Source organism: Bradyrhizobium sp. BR 1433, from assembly GCF_051547665.1.
Classification (GTDB): Bacteria; Pseudomonadota; Alphaproteobacteria; order Rhizobiales; family Xanthobacteraceae; genus Bradyrhizobium; species Bradyrhizobium australafricanum.
The window spans coordinates 4,514,449-4,534,378 of the sequence record NZ_JBPUGG010000001.1; the positions used below are offsets into that span (position 1 = coordinate 4,514,449).

Annotated in this window: 12 protein-coding genes and 3 pseudogenes; 11 read left to right on the forward strand and 4 right to left on the reverse strand. The window is 66.3% G+C overall.

Going from position 1 to position 19,930, the window contains the following annotated elements; translation table 11 throughout:
• Nucleotides 1-7 precede the first annotated feature (7 nt).
• The 3 genes and pseudogenes from ACSKB9_RS21990 (at nucleotide 8) to ACSKB9_RS22000 (ending at nucleotide 3,946) form a co-directional block, all read left to right on the forward strand.
• Nucleotides 8-2,291, forward strand: a pseudogene (locus ACSKB9_RS21990) (TonB-dependent receptor).
• Nucleotides 2,292-2,403: 112 nt separating this feature from the next.
• Nucleotides 2,404-2,577: a hypothetical protein gene (locus tag ACSKB9_RS21995; RefSeq protein WP_438075693.1), complete on the forward strand. Its 174-nt coding sequence runs from the start codon at nucleotides 2,404-2,406 to the stop codon at nucleotides 2,575-2,577.
• A gap of 376 nt (nucleotides 2,578-2,953) precedes the next feature.
• Nucleotides 2,954-3,946 carry an ABC transporter substrate-binding protein gene (locus tag ACSKB9_RS22000; RefSeq protein ID WP_438075695.1) on the forward strand — a complete coding sequence of 331 codons (993 nt, stop codon included), beginning with the start codon at nucleotides 2,954-2,956 and terminating at the stop codon, nucleotides 3,944-3,946.
• 17 nt (nucleotides 3,947-3,963) lie between these two features.
• Here ACSKB9_RS22000 and ACSKB9_RS22005 read toward each other — a convergent pair whose 3' ends face one another.
• Nucleotides 3,964-5,211 (reverse strand): hypothetical protein, encoded by a 1,248-nt coding sequence (locus tag ACSKB9_RS22005; protein WP_438075697.1) that lies wholly within the window; start codon nucleotides 5,209-5,211, stop codon nucleotides 3,964-3,966.
• Between the two features lie 162 nt (nucleotides 5,212-5,373).
• On the opposite strand from ACSKB9_RS22005, the gene ACSKB9_RS22010 reads away from it, so the two are divergent.
• Nucleotides 5,374-6,612 carry an MFS transporter gene (locus ACSKB9_RS22010; protein WP_438075699.1) on the forward strand — a complete coding sequence of 413 codons (1,239 nt, stop codon included), beginning with the start codon at nucleotides 5,374-5,376 and terminating at the stop codon, nucleotides 6,610-6,612.
• Nucleotides 6,613-6,736: 124 nt separating this feature from the next.
• Here the strand turns inward: ACSKB9_RS22010 and ACSKB9_RS22015 are convergent, their stop codons facing one another.
• Nucleotides 6,737-7,189 carry a MarR family winged helix-turn-helix transcriptional regulator gene (locus ACSKB9_RS22015; RefSeq protein WP_283089155.1) on the reverse strand — a complete coding sequence of 151 codons (453 nt, stop codon included), beginning with the start codon at nucleotides 7,187-7,189 and terminating at the stop codon, nucleotides 6,737-6,739.
• Between the two features lie 76 nt (nucleotides 7,190-7,265).
• Between ACSKB9_RS22015 and ACSKB9_RS22020 the strand changes: the two genes are divergently transcribed.
• Both ACSKB9_RS22020 and ACSKB9_RS22025 read left to right on the forward strand, forming a co-directional pair.
• Nucleotides 7,266-9,074 carry a chloride channel protein gene (locus ACSKB9_RS22020; RefSeq protein WP_438075703.1) on the forward strand — a complete coding sequence of 603 codons (1,809 nt, stop codon included), beginning with the start codon at nucleotides 7,266-7,268 and terminating at the stop codon, nucleotides 9,072-9,074.
• A 166-nt stretch (nucleotides 9,075-9,240) separates the two neighbouring features.
• Nucleotides 9,241-10,959: an N-acyl-D-amino-acid deacylase family protein gene (locus ACSKB9_RS22025; RefSeq protein WP_438075705.1), complete on the forward strand. Its 1,719-nt coding sequence runs from the start codon at nucleotides 9,241-9,243 to the stop codon at nucleotides 10,957-10,959.
• Nucleotides 10,960-11,184: 225 nt separating this feature from the next.
• Here ACSKB9_RS22025 and ACSKB9_RS22030 read toward each other — a convergent pair whose 3' ends face one another.
• Nucleotides 11,185-12,513, reverse strand: a complete 1,329-nt coding sequence (locus ACSKB9_RS22030) for an MFS transporter (RefSeq protein WP_438075707.1) — start codon at nucleotides 12,511-12,513, stop codon at nucleotides 11,185-11,187.
• Nucleotides 12,514-12,735: 222 nt separating this feature from the next.
• Here ACSKB9_RS22030 and ACSKB9_RS22035 point away from each other — a divergent pair, with 222 nt between their 5' ends.
• From ACSKB9_RS22035 to ACSKB9_RS22055, 5 genes and pseudogenes are all read left to right on the forward strand, one after another.
• Nucleotides 12,736-13,497 (forward strand): class I SAM-dependent methyltransferase, encoded by a 762-nt coding sequence (locus tag ACSKB9_RS22035; protein ID WP_438075709.1) that lies wholly within the window; start codon nucleotides 12,736-12,738, stop codon nucleotides 13,495-13,497.
• 36 nt (nucleotides 13,498-13,533) lie between these two features.
• Nucleotides 13,534-14,188, forward strand: a pseudogene (locus ACSKB9_RS22040) (ABC transporter ATP-binding protein).
• Nucleotides 14,185-16,645: pseudogene (locus ACSKB9_RS22045) on the forward strand (FtsX-like permease family protein). The pseudogenes ACSKB9_RS22040 and ACSKB9_RS22045 overlap by 4 nt, the downstream one beginning before the upstream one ends.
• Nucleotides 16,635-17,720 carry a lipocalin-like domain-containing protein gene (locus ACSKB9_RS22050; RefSeq protein WP_438075711.1) on the forward strand — a complete coding sequence of 362 codons (1,086 nt, stop codon included), beginning with the start codon at nucleotides 16,635-16,637 and terminating at the stop codon, nucleotides 17,718-17,720. The pseudogene ACSKB9_RS22045 and the gene ACSKB9_RS22050 overlap by 11 nt, the downstream one beginning before the upstream one ends.
• A gap of 266 nt (nucleotides 17,721-17,986) precedes the next feature.
• Nucleotides 17,987-18,376 (forward strand): MAPEG family protein, encoded by a 390-nt coding sequence (locus tag ACSKB9_RS22055; protein ID WP_438080339.1) that lies wholly within the window; start codon nucleotides 17,987-17,989, stop codon nucleotides 18,374-18,376.
• 191 nt (nucleotides 18,377-18,567) lie between these two features.
• Here ACSKB9_RS22055 and ACSKB9_RS22060 read toward each other — a convergent pair whose 3' ends face one another.
• Nucleotides 18,568-19,758 carry an ABC transporter substrate-binding protein gene (locus ACSKB9_RS22060; protein WP_057021219.1) on the reverse strand — a complete coding sequence of 397 codons (1,191 nt, stop codon included), beginning with the start codon at nucleotides 19,756-19,758 and terminating at the stop codon, nucleotides 18,568-18,570.
• Between the last annotated feature and the right edge of the window lie 172 nt (nucleotides 19,759-19,930).

Sequence of the window (19,930 nt, forward strand, 5' to 3'; positions counted from 1 at the left end):
CTTGCTTATGTTCTCCTTCCCTTTCCATCGGCGGCGCCGCGCGCTTCTGCTCGCGTCGACGATGATCGCGCCGGCGACGATGCTCGCGCCGGCATTCCTTGTCTCCGCAGCGCGGGCGCAGCAGGCACCCGCTCCCGATCAGCTGCCGGCGATCGAAGTCACCAAGCCGGGCGACCAGAACGTCACGCGCGCCAGGCCGGCCGCTGACGAAGCGCCGGCGCCGCGACGCCCGGCGCCGGGCACCTCGCAAGGCAACAATACAGGCAGCGGAGCCGGATCGGGCACGACAGGGACCGGCGTGGCCACCGGAACGGGCGGCACCGGCGGCCGCCAGCTCGCCGGCATTGTCGGCTCCTCCTCGGCCGTGATCACCGCCGACGACATCGCGCATTCGCCGGTGCAGTCGTTGCCCGAGATCCTCGCGCAGGTGCCGGGCGTGCAACTGCAAACGCCCTATGGCGGACCGAACGGCGCCAAGACGTCGGTCGACCTGCGCGGCTTCGGCGCATTCGCGACCGACAATACCCTTTTCCTGCTCAACGGCCGCCGCCTCAACGACGTCGACAAGGCCGGCTTCGACCTCACCACGATTCCGCTCGATTCGATCGAGCGCATCGAGATCACGCGCGGCAACAGCGGCGCAGTGCTCTACGGCGACAACGCGGTGGGCGGCGTCGTCAACATCATCACCAAGACCGGCGTCGGCTGCCCGCCGACAGCGATGCGCGCCGAGGCCGGATTTGGCTCGTTCAACACCCGCATGGCCGCGGTGTCCGCGGCGCTCAATTCCGGACCGTGGTCCACCTCGTTCTACGGCAACGGCATCAAGTCCGACGGCTACCGCGTCAACAATGCGCTCGACCAGCGCAACGCCGTCGGCAACATCAACTACACCACGCTGGATCTCACCGCCTTCCTGACCGTCACGGGCAGCGACCAAAAGCTCGGCCTGCCCGGCGGACGGCTGATCGATCCGTCGATCGGTGTCAACGAGTTGCTCACCGACCGCCGCGGCGCCGCGACGCCTTTCGACTATGCCAACCAGCAGACCGCCAGCGTCACCGCCGGCTTCACCAGGACGCTGATGAACGGCGTCGACCTCATCGTCGACGGTGGCTGGCGGCAGCGCGAGACGCAAAGCGGCTTCTTCGGCACGGTGCCGACCATCAGCTTCGCCTCGACCTACAATGACGCCGCGCTGCAGACCTGGTCGCTCACGCCGCGGCTCAGCGTCAAGAACGTGATGCTGGGCATGCCGTCGACAATCCTGACCGGCATCGACTATTACGATTCGACCTTCCGCGAGGCGCGCGGCGCCTATCAGGGCGTCGACCCGTTCCATATCTACAATATCGAGCAGCAGTCCGTGGCCGGCTATTGGCAACATACGCTGGGCCTGTTGCCGACGACCGACTTCGCCTACGGCGCGCGCGTGCAGAACACCAGCATCTCGGCGCGCGATCGCTACGACCCGAATGCGCCATTCGCATTCGACACCCAGGCGGCACCGCTCGACAGCAACGAGACGCAATACGCGCTGCATGTCGGCATCGAGCATCGCCTGACCGACACTTTCTCGGTGTTCGGCCGCGCGGCACGCGCATTCCGCACGCCCGATGTCGACGAACGCGTCGCGTCGGGTCCGTCATTCGACCCGCTGACCTTCGCCCCGATCCCGCAGACCTTCCAGCTCAAGACCCAGACCTCGCAGGATGTTCGAGGGCGGCTTTCGCGTCAGGACCAACCGCTTCCAGGTCCAGACCAGCGTCTATCTGATGGATCTCGAGAACGAGATCCATTTCAACCCGGTGCTGTTCTTCAACACCAACCTCGACCCCACCCGCCGCTATGGCTCGGAGACCAGTGCCTCGCTCAAGGTCAGCGACAGCGTCACCCTGCGCGGCGGCATGGCGATCACCCGTGCGGTGTTCCGCGAAGGCATCTGGGCCGGCAACGACGTGCCGCTGGTGTCGCGCTACACCGGCAATCTCGGCGTCACCTGGAATATCTGGCAGAACTATCTGGTGTTCGACGCCACGGTGCGGGCCTGGAGTTCGCGCATCATGGACAACGACCAGGCCAACACCCAGAGCCGGATTCCCGGCAACGCCACCGCCGATATCAAGCTGAGCGGGCAAGTTGACCGCTTCTTCTGGTCGCTGAGCGTGAACAACCTGTTCAACGCGCTCTATTACGACTACGCCATCGCGAGCACGTTCACCGAAGGCCGCTTCTCGGCCTATCCGCTGCCCGGCCGCACCTACATGGTAAAGGCCGGCGCGACGTTCTAGAGCATGATCCGGTGGGGCGGGTGTGACCCGCCGCACCGTCTCCGAATATTACAAACGCACCGAAACTGGGGTAGAGTTCCGGCAGCTGATTTGACCCGCGCAGGGGAAACGCATGGCCAAGGCCGGGAAGCAGACCAAGGGCGGCGCCAAGACCAAAGACAAGACCGACGACAAGTCTAAGAAGCCTCCGCCACCCGCAGCGTTGCAGGAAGACGAGTATTATGAGGATGGCGACATCGCCACGCCGAAGCTCGACCGCTACGGCAATGATGACGAGCCGTTGTGAGGCTATGCGATATCCATCCTCACGTCGTCCCGGCAAAGGCCGGGACCCATTGCCACCGGATTGGGTTGTTGAAATAGGCTGCGGCCCCAGCGATACGCAACAATCGCCAGCGATGGTTATGGGTCCCGGGTCGCGCTGCGCTTGCCCGGGACGACGCGGATGGAGCTAGTCAAAGGCTTCGTCCCCGATCTCCCTGATACGCGCACGGTCGCGCAGTAGCGCGCCGCGGGCTCGCAGCTTGCGAGCTACCCAGCCCGGCTCGTCGTCGCCAAGCAGACAATAGGTCGCAGCGGGGTCATGGGCTGCCCCCCTTCCGGATTGGTTGCCGTGCTAGGCTCGGCATGGACGCTGGATCCTTGCTTTGGGGGGCGGTGCCATGAGATTTGCGAAGGCGGTGCTCACGGTCTTCTGCATCATCGCGTCGATGTGCGAACCGTCCAATGCGCAACAGGCCCCCAGGAAAGTAGGAATCCTCGTCAACGGCAGCCCGTCGCCGCTGTTCGATTCCATCAAGAAAAACCTTCTGAGCGACTTCGCCGAGCGCGGCTATCTCGAAGGACGCGACATCGTCATCGAGCCGCGATTTGCCGAGTCGAAGCTCGAGCGCCTTCCCGGTCTCGCCTCGGAACTGGTCGGCGCGAATGTGGATGTCATCCTCGCACTCGGCGGCCCGGCGTCGGTGGCGTCGCAGAAGGCCACGTCGACGATCCCGGTGATCTTCGCGATCGTGACTGATCCGGTCGCGTTGAAGCTTGTCGCCTCGATGGAAAAACCGGGAGGCAATGTCACGGGCCTCACCAACCTGGATCCGCAGCAGGCCAGCGACCAGTTCAAGCTTCTGAAGGAGGCATTCCCCGGGATCACGCGCGTTGCGATTCTCAGTGATCAAACGATCCCCGGCGCGGATGAACGCGGGCTCGCCCCGATTGACCGTGCCAACGAGGCCGCAGCCAAGGCCCTGGGGCTGGAGTCGCAAATCGTGAAGGTCAAGGGTGCGGACGATCTGGAGGCCGCGATTGCCGGGATGGCAAAGGAACGCGCGGAGGCGCTGCTGGTCCTGGAAGTGCCGGTGCCCTGGAGCAATCGAAAGCGGGTCGGTGAACTGGCCATGAAGAACCGCTTGCCGGTAATGTTTCCCGGCGGCCAGGCGGACGCGGGCGGGGTGATTACCTATGGCGCCAACGTCGCCGATACATGGCGCGAGTTTGCGACATTCGCCGACAAGATTTTCAAGGGCGCGAAGCCCGGCGACCTGCCGGTCGGCGTCGTCACCAAGCGAGAGCTGATATTCAATCTCCAGGCGGCCCGTGCCGTGGGCGTCGAGATTCCACCGGAGCTCTTGAAGCGCGCAGACAAGATCGTGCAGTGAATTCGCACTGAAGGATCCTAGCGGAAATCGCCGTTTTCGATCGCCTTGATACTGCCGCGATCGAGCAGGTGCGCGCCAAAGCCGCCGCGCGCCAGCGATGCGGCGATCTGCGGTGATGCCAGCAGCAACGCCGTGGTCATCGCCAGCGGCACGGCACTGAGCCAGTCGAGCCGCACCGGCGTCAGCTCTTCGCTGCTTCCCCGATAGTGCCCTTCGCCCGCGGCGATGCGGCCGCATTCCCGGATCAGGTCACGCCGCGTGCCATCGCGCGATGCGCTGCCGAGCAGCGCCTGCATCGCCAGATGCGTCCGCACCCCGAGACGGCCCTCGGCCAGCGGCGCCGGCGTCTCGCCGCGCGAGACGCGCAGCAGCAGATCGACCAGATCGACGCCCGACTGAAAGGCGTTCATCGGCTCGACCAGCCGCGGGTTACAGTCGATCAACAGCGGCGTCGCGCTGTCGAGCGGCATGATGACGTCGACCGAGAGCGCACCGTGCCAACCAAGATGCGCGCCGATGGTCTCGAGGCCGGCGCGGATCGCCGGCCGGCTCACGCTCTCCTTGATCGCCTCGCCGCCGCCGACACCGGCCGCAATCTGGCGGTAGGCATGGAAGCCGACAAGCGTGCCGTGGCAGAACACCGACTGCGCCTTCTCGACCGTGCCGGTGACCAGATCCTGCGCCAGCACCTCACCGCCAAAATCGCCTGAGGACTCGAGGTCGTAGAGCGCGCGATTGAGATCACCAGCGTCGCGCACGAACCAGACGCCGCGGCTGGCGGTACCGACCGACGTCTTGACAACGGATGGAAACCGCACCGCCTCGCGCAGCTCCTCGGCCGAATTCACGATCCGGGTCGGCGGCTGCGGCAGCCCGAGCCGGTCGAGCAGGCGGCTGAAGCCGGCCTTGCTGTGCACGGCGCGATAGCTGGCGAAATCCGGCAGCGCGAGGCCGGTACGTGATGCCAGCCCTGCCGCGGCGCGTGCGAACAAAAATCCCTGTTCATGGGTCGGCAGCAGCACATCGAAATGCCGCGAGGCCAACAGGCGCTCGACGAAGCGCAGGAAGCCGACCGGATCCGACCGCAGCGGCGGACAATGGTGGTATTTGCGGACAAAGCGGGAGTAGCGCGCCAGGCACCAGCGCGAGGGGTCGCAAACCTCGACGTGATGGCCGGCCAGGCCGAGGATCGTGATCGCCTCGCGGCCGGAGGTGCTGGAGCCCTCCGACACCAGCACGCGGAGCTGCTTTTTGGCGTCGATCATGGCCGATCATCGCCGTGCCGCCGTGCTTTGTCGCCGCATTTAATGCCGCATGTGTCGATCCGGCACGCCCGCGCCGGGGGCAGCCATGCGCCCGCGTTCATGGACAATTAGCGGCCGATCTCTATTTTCGGCGGGCTTTCCGGAATTAGGGTTTTCAGGCACATGGTCGACGTTCTGGCCGCACCGCAGCAAGCGAAAGCCGACAGTGCGCTGCGCACGCTGACGGGGATTTCGGTCGCCCATTGGGTCAGCCATTTCCATATCTTCGTGCTGCCGATGTTGTTCCCGTTCCTGAAGCAGCAGCTCGGCGTCGGCTACGTCGAGCTCGGCCTGGCGCTGACGGTGTTCGCGGTGGTTTCCGGGCTGACCCAGGCGCCGATCGGTTACCTCGCCGACCACATCGGCGCGCGCAAGATCCTCTTGATTGGACTGACCGTCGGCGGCTGCGCACTGATCGGGCTCGGCCTGCATCTCAGCTATACGTCGCTGATAGTCTGCGCGGTGCTGCTTGGCCTCGCCAACAGCGTCTATCATCCGGCCGACTACGCGATCCTCTCGGCCCATATGGACGAGGCGCGGATGGGCCGCGCCTTTTCGATCCACACCTTTGCCGGCTTCCTCGGCGGCGCGGTGGCGCCCGCGATCATGGCGGCACTCGTGGCCTCGATCGGCGGCCTCGGCGCGCTGATCGTCGCCGGCGCGGTCGGTCCGCTGGTGGCGCTGTTCCTGATCGTGCTCGGCATTCCCGATGCCGGCGCCAACAAGAACAAGGCAAAGGACGACGCCGCGCCGAAGGCGAGCGTGATCACGCCGGCGCTGATGGTGCTGACGGCCTTCTTCACGCTGCTCAGCCTGTCGACCTCCGGCATCAACAATTTCGGCGTGGTCGCATTGATGGGCGGTTACGGCGCGTCGTTCTCGACGGCCAATATCGCGCTGACCGCGTTCCTCGGCGCCAGCGCGGCCGGCGTGCTCGCCGGCGGCTACCTCGCCGACTGGACCCATCGCCACAGCCAGCTCGCCGCGGCCTGCTTCGCGGTCAATGCCGCCCTCGTGCTGCTGATTGCGCTGCTCGACCTGCCGCCGGTGGCGCTCACGCTGGCGATGGGGCTTGCCGGATTCCTCGGCGGGGTGATCGCGCCGTCCCGCGACATGATGGTGCGCAACGCAGCGCCGCCCGGCGCCGCCGGCCGCGCCTTCGGCATCGTCTCCACCGGCTTCAACTTCGGCGGCATCGTGAGCCCGCTGCTGTTCGGCTGGATCATGGACCAGCACATGCCGCACTGGGTGTTCGGCGCCTCCGTGGTGTTCATGGTGCTGACCGTGCTGCTTGCCCTCGTCACCGAGCGCAAGCCGCGGGCTTCGGGATATCAGGCAGAGGCAGCCGGCCCGCGCGGCTGAGAGGCTTTCACCGCCGTCATTGCGAGGAGCGATAGCGACGAAGCAATCCATCTCTCGTGCTGCTGAGCTATGGATTGCTTCGCTCCGCTCGCAATGACGTGGATAGAGTTTGCGCGACGTGAATTCATTCCGACCGTCGCGACAGCACCTGCTTCAGGAGCGGCTCGATCCGCGACAGCTCGTCGAGATGGACCGCTGACAATTCGGCGAGATGATCGGCCGCAAGGCCGGTTAATTTCAGCAGCACCCGCCGCTGGTCGGCGGGATCGAGCACGCGCTCGACCAGCCCGGCCTCGGACAGCCGATCGACCAGTTCGACCGTGGTGTGGTGACGAAGCCGCAGCCGTTCGGCCAGATCGCCGACCGCAACCGGCCCGCCGCCCGGATAGCCCCGGATCGCCAGCAAGGCCTGATGCTGCCGCGGCGTCAGGCCCGCGGCCTTCGCGGCATCCTGGCTGAACTCCAGAAACCGGCGGATCAGATAGCGAAATTGCGACAGCGCCTCGTAATCGGCCTGGCTGGGAACCCGCTTCTGGTCCTGCCTCGGCGATTTCGACGGTCCTTTCAACGCTGCCATTCGATGTCTCCCGCTTGTAATTATATCGCAATGCGATATGACGCCGCGTCCACTTCACCCGAGCCTTACGCCACCAATGAGCGTCATTTCCACCAAATCGAGCGTCTCCGCCAAGACCAGTGCCAAGATCGGCGACAAGGCCAGCCACCTCCTGAGCGACTTCACGACCGATCCGCGCGTCGTGGTGATCTCGGCGATCGCCGTGTTCGTCTCCGTCGCAGGCGTGCTGGCCGGGGCGGGACTGCTGCAGTTGATCAAGCTCGCCACCAACATCGCCTATTTCGGCCAGTTCAGCTTCGCCGACCTGAAATTGCAGGATTCGCCGCTCGGTCTCTGGACCGTGCTGGTGCCGGTCGCGGGCTCGCTGATCATCGGGCTGATGGCGCGTTTCGGCAGCGAGAAGATCCGCAGCCACGGCATTCCGGAAGCCATCGAGGCCATCTTGCTCGGCCGTTCCCGGCTCGACCCCAAGGTGGCGATCCTGAAGCCGTTGTCGTCGGCGGTGTCGATCGGCACCGGCGGCCCGTTCGGCGCCGAAGGCCCGATCATCATGACGGGCGGCGCGATCGGCTCGCTGATCGCTCAGATGCTCCCGGTCAGCGACAACGAGCGCAAGACCCTGCTGGTGGCGGGCGCCGCCGCCGGCATGACCACCGTGTTCGGAACGCCGATCGCCGCGATCATGCTCGCGGTCGAACTGTTGCTGTTCGAATGGACGCCGCGCAGCTTCATTCCCGTCACCGTCGCCGCCGTGGTGGCGGCGGTCGGACGCACCTTCCTGCACATGCCCGCACCCCTGTTTCCGTTCACCGGCGGCGTCGACATCTCGGTGCTGCAACTCGGCGCCTGGATGCTGATCGGGATCCTTTCCGGGCTGCTGTCGGGCGTGCTCACCCAGCTGGTCTATGGCTGCGAGGACATCTTCCTCAAGCTGCCGATCCACTGGATGTGGTGGCCGCTGATCGGCGGCCTGGTCGTCGGCCTTGGCGGCTTGATCGAGCCGCAGGCGCTCGGCGTCGGCTATGACAACCTCGCGTCGATGCTGAGCGGCGACGTGGTGCTGAAGACCGCGCTGCTGCTGCTCGTGGTTAAAGCCGTCATCTGGTCGGTCGCGCTCGGCTCGGGCACGTCGGGCGGCGTCTTGGCGCCGCTGCTCATCATGGGCGGCGCGATGGGAACGGCGCTGAGCGGCTATCTGCCCGATGCGAGCCCCGGCTTCTGGGCGTTGCTGGCGATGGCGGCGACGATGGGCGGCACGATGCGCTCGCCGCTGACCGCGACCTTCTTCGCGGTCGAGCTGACCGGCAACACCCATGTGCTGCTGCCGCTGATCGCGGCCTGCGGCACCGCGCATGGCGTCACGGTGCTTTTGATGCGGCGCTCGATTCTGACCGAGAAGGTGGCGCGGCGTGGCCATCATCTGGTGCGCGAGTACCGCGTCGATCCGTTCGCGCTGACGCGCGTGCGCGACGTCATGACCACGGCGGTCGAGACCGTCTCCGACACCATGTCGCTGCACGGCGCGGCCGCCTTCCTGACCAACCCGAAGACAGCTCACCCGAGCTTTCCCGTCGTCAACGCCAACCATCACGTGCTCGGCGTGATCGACCCGCCCTCCGTGCTGCGCTGGCGCCGCGCCGGCAAGCATCGCACCGCGACGCTCAGGCAGCTGCTGGCCGGCAGCAAGATCACCGTCGCCTATCCCGACGAATATCTCGACCGGCTCGCCGACCGCCTGATGCAGGTCAACGTCTCGCATCTGCCGGTCATCTCGCGCGAGGATCAGCGCCTTGTCGGCTATATCGGCTGGAAGGACCTGATGCGCGTGCGCGTGAGGCTGCAGGCCGAGGAGACCCAGAAGACGGCGTTCTTCGGCGCGCGATAAGTTCGCGGCGGGTTGCCGGCGGAACAAATTTCCGCCGGACGGCAACGCTCGATCCCAGCTGGCAAATCAGCGCCAGCGCATCCCAGAGCTTCATCGGCGCTGGTTGACAGCATCGGGGGCTGACCCATGATGCCGTCAACCAAAAACAGCCTTGGGATGAAATGCCATGACCTCGACCCCAGACCTCGTGATCCGCGGCGGCACCATCGCCGACGGCAAGGGCGGCGACCTCTATGAAGCCGATGTCGCGATCACAGGCGGCAAGATCACCGAAGTCGGCAAGGTCTCGGCGAAGGGCAAGGAAGAGATCGACGCCCGCGGCAAGCTGGTGGCGCCCGGCTTCGTCGACGTCCACACCCATTACGACGGCCAGGTGACCTGGAGCCAGGACATCACGCCGTCGTCGCAGAACGGCGTCACCACGGCGATCATGGGCAATTGCGGCGTCGGTTTTGCGCCGTGCCGGCCCAGCGACCACACCAGGCTGATCCAGCTGATGGAAGGCGTCGAGGACATTCCGGAGCCGGTGCTCTCGGCTGGCATTCCCTGGGCGTGGGAGAGCTTCCCCGACTACATGGAGTGGCTGTCGAAGCGTAATTTCGACATGGACATCGGCGCACAGCTGCCTCATGCGGCGCTGCGGGTCTATGTCATGGGCGAGCGCGGCGCGCGCCGCGATCCCGCGACGGCCGAGGACAACAAGGCGATGGCGGCACTCGCCGGCGACGCGGTGCGTGCGGGCGCGCTGGGTTTCTCGACCTCGCGCACGCTCAATCACCGCACCTCGACCGGCGACTACACGCCGACGCTGAAAGCCGGCGAGGATGAACTGACCGCGATCGCCGGCGCGATGCACGGCGTCGGCCGCAGCGTGCTGCAATTCGTGCTCGACCAGAGCACCGTGCACGAGGACCTGCCGATGATGCTGCGGGTCGCCGAGAACACAAGGTGCCCGATCTCGTTCTCCGTCGCCCAGGCCGACAAGGCGCCGCGGCGCTGGCGGCAGACCATGGACACCATCAATGAAGCCGCCGCCCGCGGTCTGTCGATCACGACCCAGATCGCGGCGCGGCCGGTCGGGCTGCTGCTCGGACTCGAATTGTCGCGCAACCCGTTCCAGACCCATCCGAGCTATCGCGAGATCGCCAGGCTGCCGCTGGCCGAGCGGCTCGCGCAGCTGCGCCGGCCCGAGGTGCGCGCGGCGATCCTGAGCGAGAGCGCGACGGCGACCGACGATCCGCTGTTCTTCCGGCCGAACTACGACAAGATGTACCTCTTGGGCAATCCGCCGGACTATGAGCAGCCGCCGGAAAACGCGCTCGGCCCGCAGGCGCGCCGCCAGGGCCGGCAGCCGGAAGAGCTCGCCTATGACGCGATGCTGACCGACGAGGGCCGCGGCATGCTCTATGTGCCGTTCCTGAATTACGCCGACGGCAACCTCGACGCTGTGCATGAGATGCTGCGTGAACCGAGCGCGGTGCCCGGCCTGTCCGACGGCGGCGCGCATTGCGGCATCATCTGCGACGCCAGCTTCCCGACTTATCTCCTGACGCACTGGACGCGCGACCGCAGCCGCGGCGAAAAGCTCTCGATCCCGTTCGTGGTCGCGGCGCAGTCGCGCAAGACGGCGCTGTCGGTCGGCCTGCATGATCGCGGCGTGATCGCGCCTGGCTTCAAGGCCGACGTCAACGTGATCGATTACGACCGGCTGCATTTGCACCCGCCGAAGGTGCATTACGACCTGCCGGTCGGCGGCCGCCGCCTCCTGCAGCAGGTCGACGGCTATGACGCCACCATCGTGTCGGGCATCGTGACCCAGCGCGAGGGCAAGGCCACCGGCGCACGCCCGGGCAGACTGGTGCGCGGCGCGCAGGGGATGAATTGAGAGACGCAGCGATCCGGGCTACAGGACTTCCGCCTCTCCCCTTGTGGGAGAGGCCGGATTTCGCGCGTCAGCGGGAAATCCGGGTGAGGGGTCTGCCTCCGCGAACTCCGTCCCTCGAGAGACCGCAACCCCTCACCCGGATCGCATTGCGCTCCGCTGCATGCGATCCGGCCTCTCCCACAAGGGGAGAGGCGAAGTGGAGCGAGTTGCCAGAGGTGCGTCCCCTTACGTCGGCGACATCGCGCCTTTGATCGTGCCTGCCGGCTGCGACGTGCCGGTCAGGCGCGCCCGCTCGGTGTTCGGCCACAGCAGCAGCAATCCGAGCAGGCCGGAGCCGGCCATGATCGCCGCGTTGATGGTGAAGCCGGACATGTAGCCGGCCATCGGCGTGGCCGCGTGCTGGATCACATTGCCCATCACCATCGGCGCCAGGATGCCCGAGATCGTGTAGAGCGCGCCGTAGATCGCGATGATCGCGCCGCGCTGCGACACCGGCGTGAACTCGCCGAGCATCGGCGGGCACACCACGTAGATCGAGCCGCACAGGCCGGAGCCGATCACCAGCAGCGCGATCATGATCCCGCCGGGCGGCGCATAGGGCAGCATCGCAAGGATGGCGCCGCCGAAGATCAGCGGCACCGAGCCGAGCACGCCGCGCGCACCGCGGGTGGTGAAGCCGCGCGCCAGCATCAGCTGCGAGATCCAGCCGGTCAGCAGCACGATCGTCGCGCCGAATATCCAGGGCAGGATCGAGACGAAGCCGGCCTGGTGCTGCGAGAAGCCGAGCCCCTCGATGATGAAGGACGTGAACCAGGTGAGCCCGAGCGACAGCGCCCAATAGGCGCCGAAGGTTGCCACCACGCAGCCGATGAAGGTGCGCGAGGTCAAAAGCTTCCAATACGGAATCCGCGGCTCGTCGGCCGCCACGGCAGACGTCGACACCAGCGGCCCTTCCTTGCCGAGCGCGAACCAGGCGACCGCCCAGATCAGGCCGACGATGCCGAGCGCGCCGAAGGCGTGATGCCAGCTGTGATTGACGATGATCCAGTTCAGCGCGGGCACCGCGAGGATCACGCCGAACGCGGAGCCCTGCGACAGGATCGCGGTCGGCAGCGTACGCTTCTCGTCCGGAAACCATTTGTAGATCGCGTGCGCCGCGACCGAGAACGCCGGCCCCTCGCCGGCGCCGAGGATGATGCGGCAGATCACCAGCGTCGTGAAGCTGACGGTGCCGACCATCGGAAATTGCGCCAGCGACCAGATCACCGCCAGGATCAGCAGCACCCAGCGGGTGGCGACGCGGTTGACGATGAAGCCGACCACGATCGCCGAGATCGAGAACAACAGGAAGAATGACGAGCCGAGATCGCCGAACTGCTCCTGGGTGAGGCCCATTTCCTTCTTGATCGGCACGCCGGCGAGCCCGACCACGATCTTGTCGGCAAAGTTCACCACCATGAACAGGAATAGAAGGAAGGTGATTTGCCAGGCGCCCTTCGGCGTCCCCTTTGACAGCCCCTCTGACGTCCTCTTGGGCGTCGCTTGCGTCGTCATGTCCGGCTCCCCGTCGTTTCGTTTTGGCTTCGTAAATCGGCCCCGTCCGGCGATGCTAGCCACGCCTCGCCGTGCAACGCAACACCGCATTTCCTCGGGGTTGTGCGCCCCGGAGCGCTTCTAACGGCCCGATCACGATCGCGTCGGTCGCGCCAGTGGAGCGGTGAACTGTCATGTCCCGACTGCTATGTTCAGGGCCAACGAAAAGCCCGGGGTTATTTCATGAACAGATTGATCCTATGTGCTGCCACCTGCGCAGCACTTGTATCCGCCGCGCTGCTTGCCGCGCCTCAAGTTCGCGCGGAAGACGCCGCCAATCCCGACTACGCCGCGATCGTCGCCGCACCCGATCGCAGCGATGCGGATCGTCAGGTCGACCAGCGCCGGCAGCCGGCCAAGATGCTCGCCTTTGCCGGCGTCAAGCCCGGTATGACGATCCTCGACATGGCGGCGAGCGCGGGTTACAGCACCGAACTAATGGCGCGCACCGTAGCCCCGTCGGGCAAGGTCTACGCACAGGATTCCGCGACCGTGCTCGAGCGCTTCGTCAAGGACAAGTTCGACACCCGCGCCAAGGCGCCGGCGATGAAGAACGTCGTCCATGTGGTGCGCGACTATGACGACCCGATCCCGCCCGAGGTCAAGAACCTCGACATGATCACCTTCTTCTTTTTCTATCACGACATCACCTATCTGCCGGTCGACCGCGCCGCGATGAACAAGAAGATGTTCGCCGCGCTCAAGCCGGGCGGCTTCCTCGTGATCGCGGATCACTCGGCCAAGACGGGCGAAGGCACGGGTGTCGCCAAGACGCTGCACCGGATCGAGGAGAGCACCTTGAAGCAGGAGATCGAGGCGGCCGGCTTCAAGCTGGTGGCCGAGGGCGATTTCCTGCATCATGCGGAGGACCCCAAGGACATTCCCGTCTTCAAGGCACCGGTGCCGATCGACGAGTTCGTCCTGAAATACCAGAAGCCGCAATGAGGCCCGGCCATCGCTTCATCTGACCAGACCGCCGCAGTGCTTCGCGTCACCGGACTGACCAAGAGTTACCGCTCTGCCGGCGAAGACGTCGCTGTGCTGCGCGGCGTCGACCTTGCCGTTGCGACCGGCGAGAGCGTGGCGCTATCGGGCGAATCCGGCAGCGGCAAGAGCACGCTGCTGCATCTGATCGCGGGGCTCGATGCCGCCGACAGCGGCGAGATCGCCCTCGCCGACACCGTCGTCTCCGACCTCAACGACGCTGGCCGCGCCGAATTACGCCGCGACCGGCTCGGCCTCGTCTTCCAGCAATTCAATTTGATCCCGAGCCTGACGGTCGCGGACAATCTCGTGTTTCAGTCGCGCATCGCCGGCCGGCATGACGCCGCCTGGCACGACGAACTGGTCGAGCGCCTCGGCCTGAGAAGCCTGCTCAGGCGCTATCCCGAGCAATTGTCCGGCGGTCAGCAGCAGCGCGTCGCGATCGGCCGCGCGCTGGCGCCAAAGCCGCTGTTGCTGCTCGCCGACGAGCCGACCGGCAATCTCGACGAGGACACCGCCGACGAGGTGCTGGCACTGGCACGCGATCTGGTGACCCGCACCGGCTGCGGCTTCCTGATGGTCACGCACAGCGCGCGGCTCGCCGCGACGCTCGACCGCCAGGTCACCCTGCCATGCCGGGATCGTCGCATGAGGCGCGCGCTGTGGATCCTCGCGGTGCTGCTCAGCCACTGGCGGCGGCATCCGATGCAGCTCGCAACGCTCTTGATCGGACTGATCTCGGCCACCGCGCTGTGGAGCGGCGTGCAGGCGCTGAACCAGCAGGCCCGCATCGCTTATGACCGCGCCGCCGCGACCTTCGGCGGGTCGCGGACTGCAATGCTGGTCGCCAGGGACAGCGCGACCTTCCGCAAGCATTGTTCGTCGATCTGCGCCGTGCCGGCTGGCCGGTGTCGCCGATGCTGGAGGGCCGGGTCCAGATCGACGGGCGCAGCTTCCGCCTGCTCGGCGTCGAGCCGGTGACGCTACCGTCCGAGGTCGGCAACGCGCCGACGGTCGGACGCGGCAGCCTGCAGTCCTTCGTCACGCCGCCGGGTGAAATGCTGGTGGCGGGCGAAACGCTGCGCGATCTCGGCCTCAAGGAAGGCGAGCGGCCAGAGGCCAACGGCACGAGCTTGCCGCCGCTGCTCGTGCAGGCCGAGCTCGCGCCCGGCGCGCTGATCGTCGATATCGGCATCGCGCAGGACATCCTGAAGATGCCCGGCCAGGTCTCCCGCCTGCTGGTCGGCACGTCCAAAGCGCCGCACACAGCGCTGGAAAGCGTGGCGGGTGACAAGCTCCGCCTGGTCGAGCCGAGCGCGGAGAGCGACCTCGAACGCCTCACCGACAGCTTTCATCTCAACCTCACCGCGTTCGGCCTGCTGTCGTTCTTCGTCGGCCTGTTCATCGTCAACTCCGCGATCGGCCTCGCCTTCGAGCAGCGGCTGCCGATGCTGCGCACGCTGCGCGCCTGCGGCGTCTCGGCGCGAATGCTCAACACCGTGCTGGTGATCGAGCTGGTGTCGCTGGCGCTGGTCGCCGGCCTCATCGGCCTCGTCTGCGGCTACTTCATCGCGGCTGCCTTGCTGCCGGATGTCGCGGCCTCGCTGCGCGGGCTCTATGGCGCGCAGATTCCCGGACAGCTTTCGCTCAAACCCGTCTGGTGGTTCGCCGGCATCGCCATCAGCATTCTGGGCGCGCTCGCCGCGGCGGCCGCGAGCCTTGCCAAGGCGATCCGGATGCCGGTGCTGGCGACGGCGCAGCCGCAGGCCTGGCAGCAGGCGCAGCGGCGCTGGCTGATCATCCAGAGTGCGGCCGCGCTCGCAGTGTTCGCGGTCGCCGCGGGCCTGATCTGGTTCGGCGATTTCCTGATCGCGGGCTTCGCCGTGCTCGCCGCGCTGATGCTCGGCGCGGCGCTGATCCTGCCGATGGTCCTGCAGATTGCGCTGGCCTTCGGGCAGCGCAGCGCGCGGGCGCCGGTCGGCATCTGGTTCTGGGCCGACAGACCGCCAGCAATTGTCGGGACTGTCGCTGGCGCTGATGGCGCTGCTGCTTGCGCTCGCGGTCAATGTCGGCGTCGGCACCGATGGTGGAAAGCTTCAACCGCACCTTCCTGGTCTGGCTCGACGGAAGGCTCGCCGCCGACGTTTACATCAGCGCCGCCAGCGATCAGCAGGCAAAGGAGATCAAGGCCTGGCTGCGCGATCGGCCCGAGGTTCAGGCCATCCTGCCCGGCGGCCGCGCCGACACCCAGCTCGACGGCGCGCCGATCGAGGTGCTCGGCCTGCCCGACCACGCCACCTATCGCGACAGCTGGCCGTTGCTCGAAAGCGTCGCAAATGCGTGGGTTCGGCTGCGGCCCGGCGACACCTGCCTCGTCAGCGAGCAGCTGTCGCGGCGGATGAAGCTGGCGATCGGCGATCATATCGAGGTACCCGCCCCCGGCGGCAACTGGCCGCTCGAGATCGTCGGCATCTATGCCGATTACGGCAACCCCAAGGGCCAGATCGCGGTCAACTTCGCCGCGCTGACCCGGCGCTTCCCGCAGACACCAATGACACGGATGGGCCTCCGCGTGGCACCGGATAAGATCGCACCGCTAATCACCGCGCTACAGGAGAAATTCGGTCTCGATGATCGCAACATCGCCGACCAGGCCAGGATGAAAACGGAATCGAAGCGGGTCTTCAACCGCACCTTCTCGGTGACCGCCGCGCTCAACGCCTTCACGCTCGGCGTCGCCGGCATTGCGCTTTTGACCAGCCTGCTCACGCTGGCCAATTCGCGGCTGCCGCAGCTGGCGCCGCTGTGGGCGATCGGCCTGACCCGGCGGCGGCTCGCCGCGCTCGAACTGTTGAAGACCATGGCGGTCGCGCTGATCACCGCGCTGTTCGCGCTGCCGCTCGGCCTGCTGGTGGCGTGGTGCCTGCTTGCGATCGTCAACGTCAAGGCGTTCGGCTGGCGGCTGCCGTTCCACGTTTTCCCGCTGCAACTGATCGAGCTGCTCGCGGTGGCGCTGGCCGCCGCATTCTGTGCCGCGGCGCTTCCGGTCGCCAGGCTGGCGCGCATGCAGCCGGCCAGCCTGATCAGGATCTTTGTCAATGAGCGCTAGCGGCACCATCACCCGTCGCGCCTTTGCCGGCGGTGCGCTGGGGCTGGCGCTCGGCGGCAAGACGTTCGCGCAGGGCTTCGCCGGGTTCGGCGAGACCGCGGAAGGATTTGCCGCCGTCACGCCGGCCAAGCCATTCACGTTCCCCGCGGACCACGGCCCGCATCCGGAATTCCGGATCGAGTGGTGGTACGTGACCGCAAACCTGTCCGACACGAGCGGCGCGGCCTATGGCGCGCAATGGACGCTGTTCCGCCAGGCGATGAAAGCGGGCGGACCGGCCGAGGGCTGGGCCAATCAGCAGCTCTGGATGGGCCACGCCGCCGTGACCAGCGCCGGGACGCACCGCTTCAGCGAAACCTTTGCCCGCGGCGGCGTCGGGCAGGCCGCGGTCGAAGCCACGCCGTTCCGCGCCTGGATCGACGCCTGGGAGCTGCGCGGGCGCGATGCGTTCGATGCGCAGCGCGTCGCGCCGCTTGAGCTCAAGGCTTTCGCCGCCGACTTCAGCACCGCGCTCCTGCTCGAGGCCGACCGCGCGCTGGTGCTGCAGGGCGATCACGGCTACAGCCGCAAGTCGGATCGCGGGCAGGCCTCCTATTACTACAGCCAGCCGTTCTACAAGGCGTCCGGCCGCATCGTGATCGACGACAGACCGATCGACGTCACGGGCGTGGCCTGGATGGATCGCGAATGGAGCAGCCAGCCATTGGCGGCCGACCAGACCGGCTGGGACTGGTTCTCGCTGCATCTGCCCGGCGACGAGAAGCTGATGCTGTACCGGCTGCGCCAGAAGGACGGCCGCGAAAACCTGTTCGGCAACTGGATCACGCCGGACGGCCGCTCGGCCGAGATCGCCGCCAGCGGCAACAGCATCGTGCCTGTCACAATCACCGAGATCGACGGCCGCAAGCTGCCGACGGCATGGCGCGTCAGCCTGCCCACACGCGGCCTTGCCATCGAGACCACGCCGCTCAATCCGAAGGCCTGGATGGGAACCAGCTTCCCCTATTGGGAAGGTCCGATCCGCTTTGCAGGCAGCCACGCCGGAATCGGCTATCTTGAGATGACGGGGTACTAGGACGTGACGGAATTGGTCCGAATGGGGCCGCGGCATAACTGTGCTCCCTCGCCCCGTTCTTACGGGGAGAGGGTTGGGGTGAGGGGCCGTCTCCGCGTACTCGGTGACAGTTGGTCTCGCCGAGGTCCCCCCTCACCCGGAACGCATCTGACGATGCGTTCCGACCTCTCCCCGCGCGCGAGGAGAGGTAAAGCAAGGCCGCATGTCACACCGGGCTTCGCTGTCCCGTCATGACATCGGGCCAATGGAAAGAGGAAATGCCTGACATGTACCACTACACCGCCATCGTCACCTGCCTTGCGGTCGCGCTGCACTTCTTCTTCGCGCTGCAGGTCGCCCGCGCCCGCGCGGTCTACGGGGTCAAGCTGCCGGCGATCACGGGCAATCCGGATTTCGAGCGCATCTACCGCATCCAGATGAACACGCTGGAATGGATGCCGATCTTCCTGCCGTCGCTCTGGCTGTTCGCGGTCTATGTCGGCGATACCGCCGCGGCGGCGGTCGGCGCGATCTGGGTGATCGGCCGCATCGTCTATTTCATCGGCTATCGCGAAGCGGTGGCAAAACGCAGCCCCGGCTTCGCCATCCAGGCGCTCGCCTGCGTCATCCTCTGGGTCGGCGCGATCGGCGGCGCGGTGTGGCGGCTGGCGCATTGAAGCCTCAATAGTCGCCACACACTCCGTTGTCGTCCCGGGCTTGACCCGGGACCCATAACCACAGGACCAAGTTTTGCGATGGCTGGGGCTCCAGCCCGACGCTACGATTGAAGGCGGTGGTTATGGGTCCCTGCTTTCGCAGGGACGACGGTGATGTGGTGTCGTGAGCTGCGTGATACGCCAGCCACGCCTCACTTGGTCAGCGGGCAGCCGCTTTCCTTGGCGGTGAAGAAGGCCTTGTCGCCGGGCACCACGGCGATCTGCTTGTAATAGTCCCACGGCTTCTTCGATTCCGAGGGCTTCTTGACCTCGAACAGATAGAGGTCGTGCACCATGCGGCCGTTCGCGAGCACCTTGCCCTTGGCGAAGGCGTCATCGACCGGCAGCTCCTTCAGCTTGGCGGCGACCGCCTCGCTGTCCTTGGTGCCGGCGGCCTTCACCGCCTTCAAATAGCTCAGCGTCGCCGAATAAGTGCCGGCATGGATCATGCTCGGCATCCGGCTGGTGCGCTTGAAGAAGCGCTCGCTGAAGGCGCGCGAGGCGTCGTCGTGGTCCCAGTAGAAGCCCTCGGTGAGCACGAGACCCTGCGCCGCCTCGAGCCCGAGACCGTGCACCTCCGACAGCGTCATCAACAGGCCGGCAAGCTTCTGGCCGCCGCGCACGATGCCGAACTCGGCCGCCTGCTTGATCGAGTTGGTGGTGTCGAGTCCGGCGTTGGCGAGCCCGATGATCTTGGCTTTCGAGCTCTGCGCCTGCAGCAGGAAGGACGAGAAGTCCGACGAATTGAGCGGCACGCGGACCGAGCCGACCACCTTGCCGCCCTTCGAGGTGACGATGTCGCTGGTGTCCTTCTCCAGCGCGTAGCCGAAGGCGTAGTCGGCGGTCAGGAAGAACCAGGTGTTGCCGCCGGCTTCCGTCAGCGCACCGCCGGTTCCGACGGCGAGCGCGCGGGTGTCATAGGCCCAGTGGAAGCTGTAGGGCGTGCAGGCATCGCCGGTGATACGGGAGGTCGCCGCGCCGACCACGATGTCGATCTTCTTCTTTTCCTTCGACAGCTCCTGCACCGCGAGCGCGACCGACGACGTCGTGAGCTCGGTGATCATGTCGACGTTCTCGACCTCGTACCAGCGCCGCGCGATCGCGGTCGCAAGATCCGGCTTGTTCTGATGGTCGGCGGTAACGATCTCGATCTTCTGTCCCAGCACCTCGCCGCCGAAATCCTCGACCGCCATCCGCGCGGCTTCGAGCGAATATTTGCCGCCGTAGTCGGCATAGACGCCGGACTGATCGTTCAGGATGCCGATCTTGACGCCCTGGGCCATCGCCGGCGCCGCAAGCATCAGGCTGCAGGCCGCGACCGCGGCCAAAAATCCGGACTTCATTCTATGCTCTCCCAGCAGTTTCTATCAGGAAAATCGGCGCGACATTATTTTATTACCCCACGCCTGCCCATCTCTTTCCGCTCAGCCAAAAGTATGGGCTGCGTCGACAGCACTTGCTAGCTTCCCGTCACCCTGAGGAGCGCGGAACGCGCGTCTCGAAGGGTCGACGGCC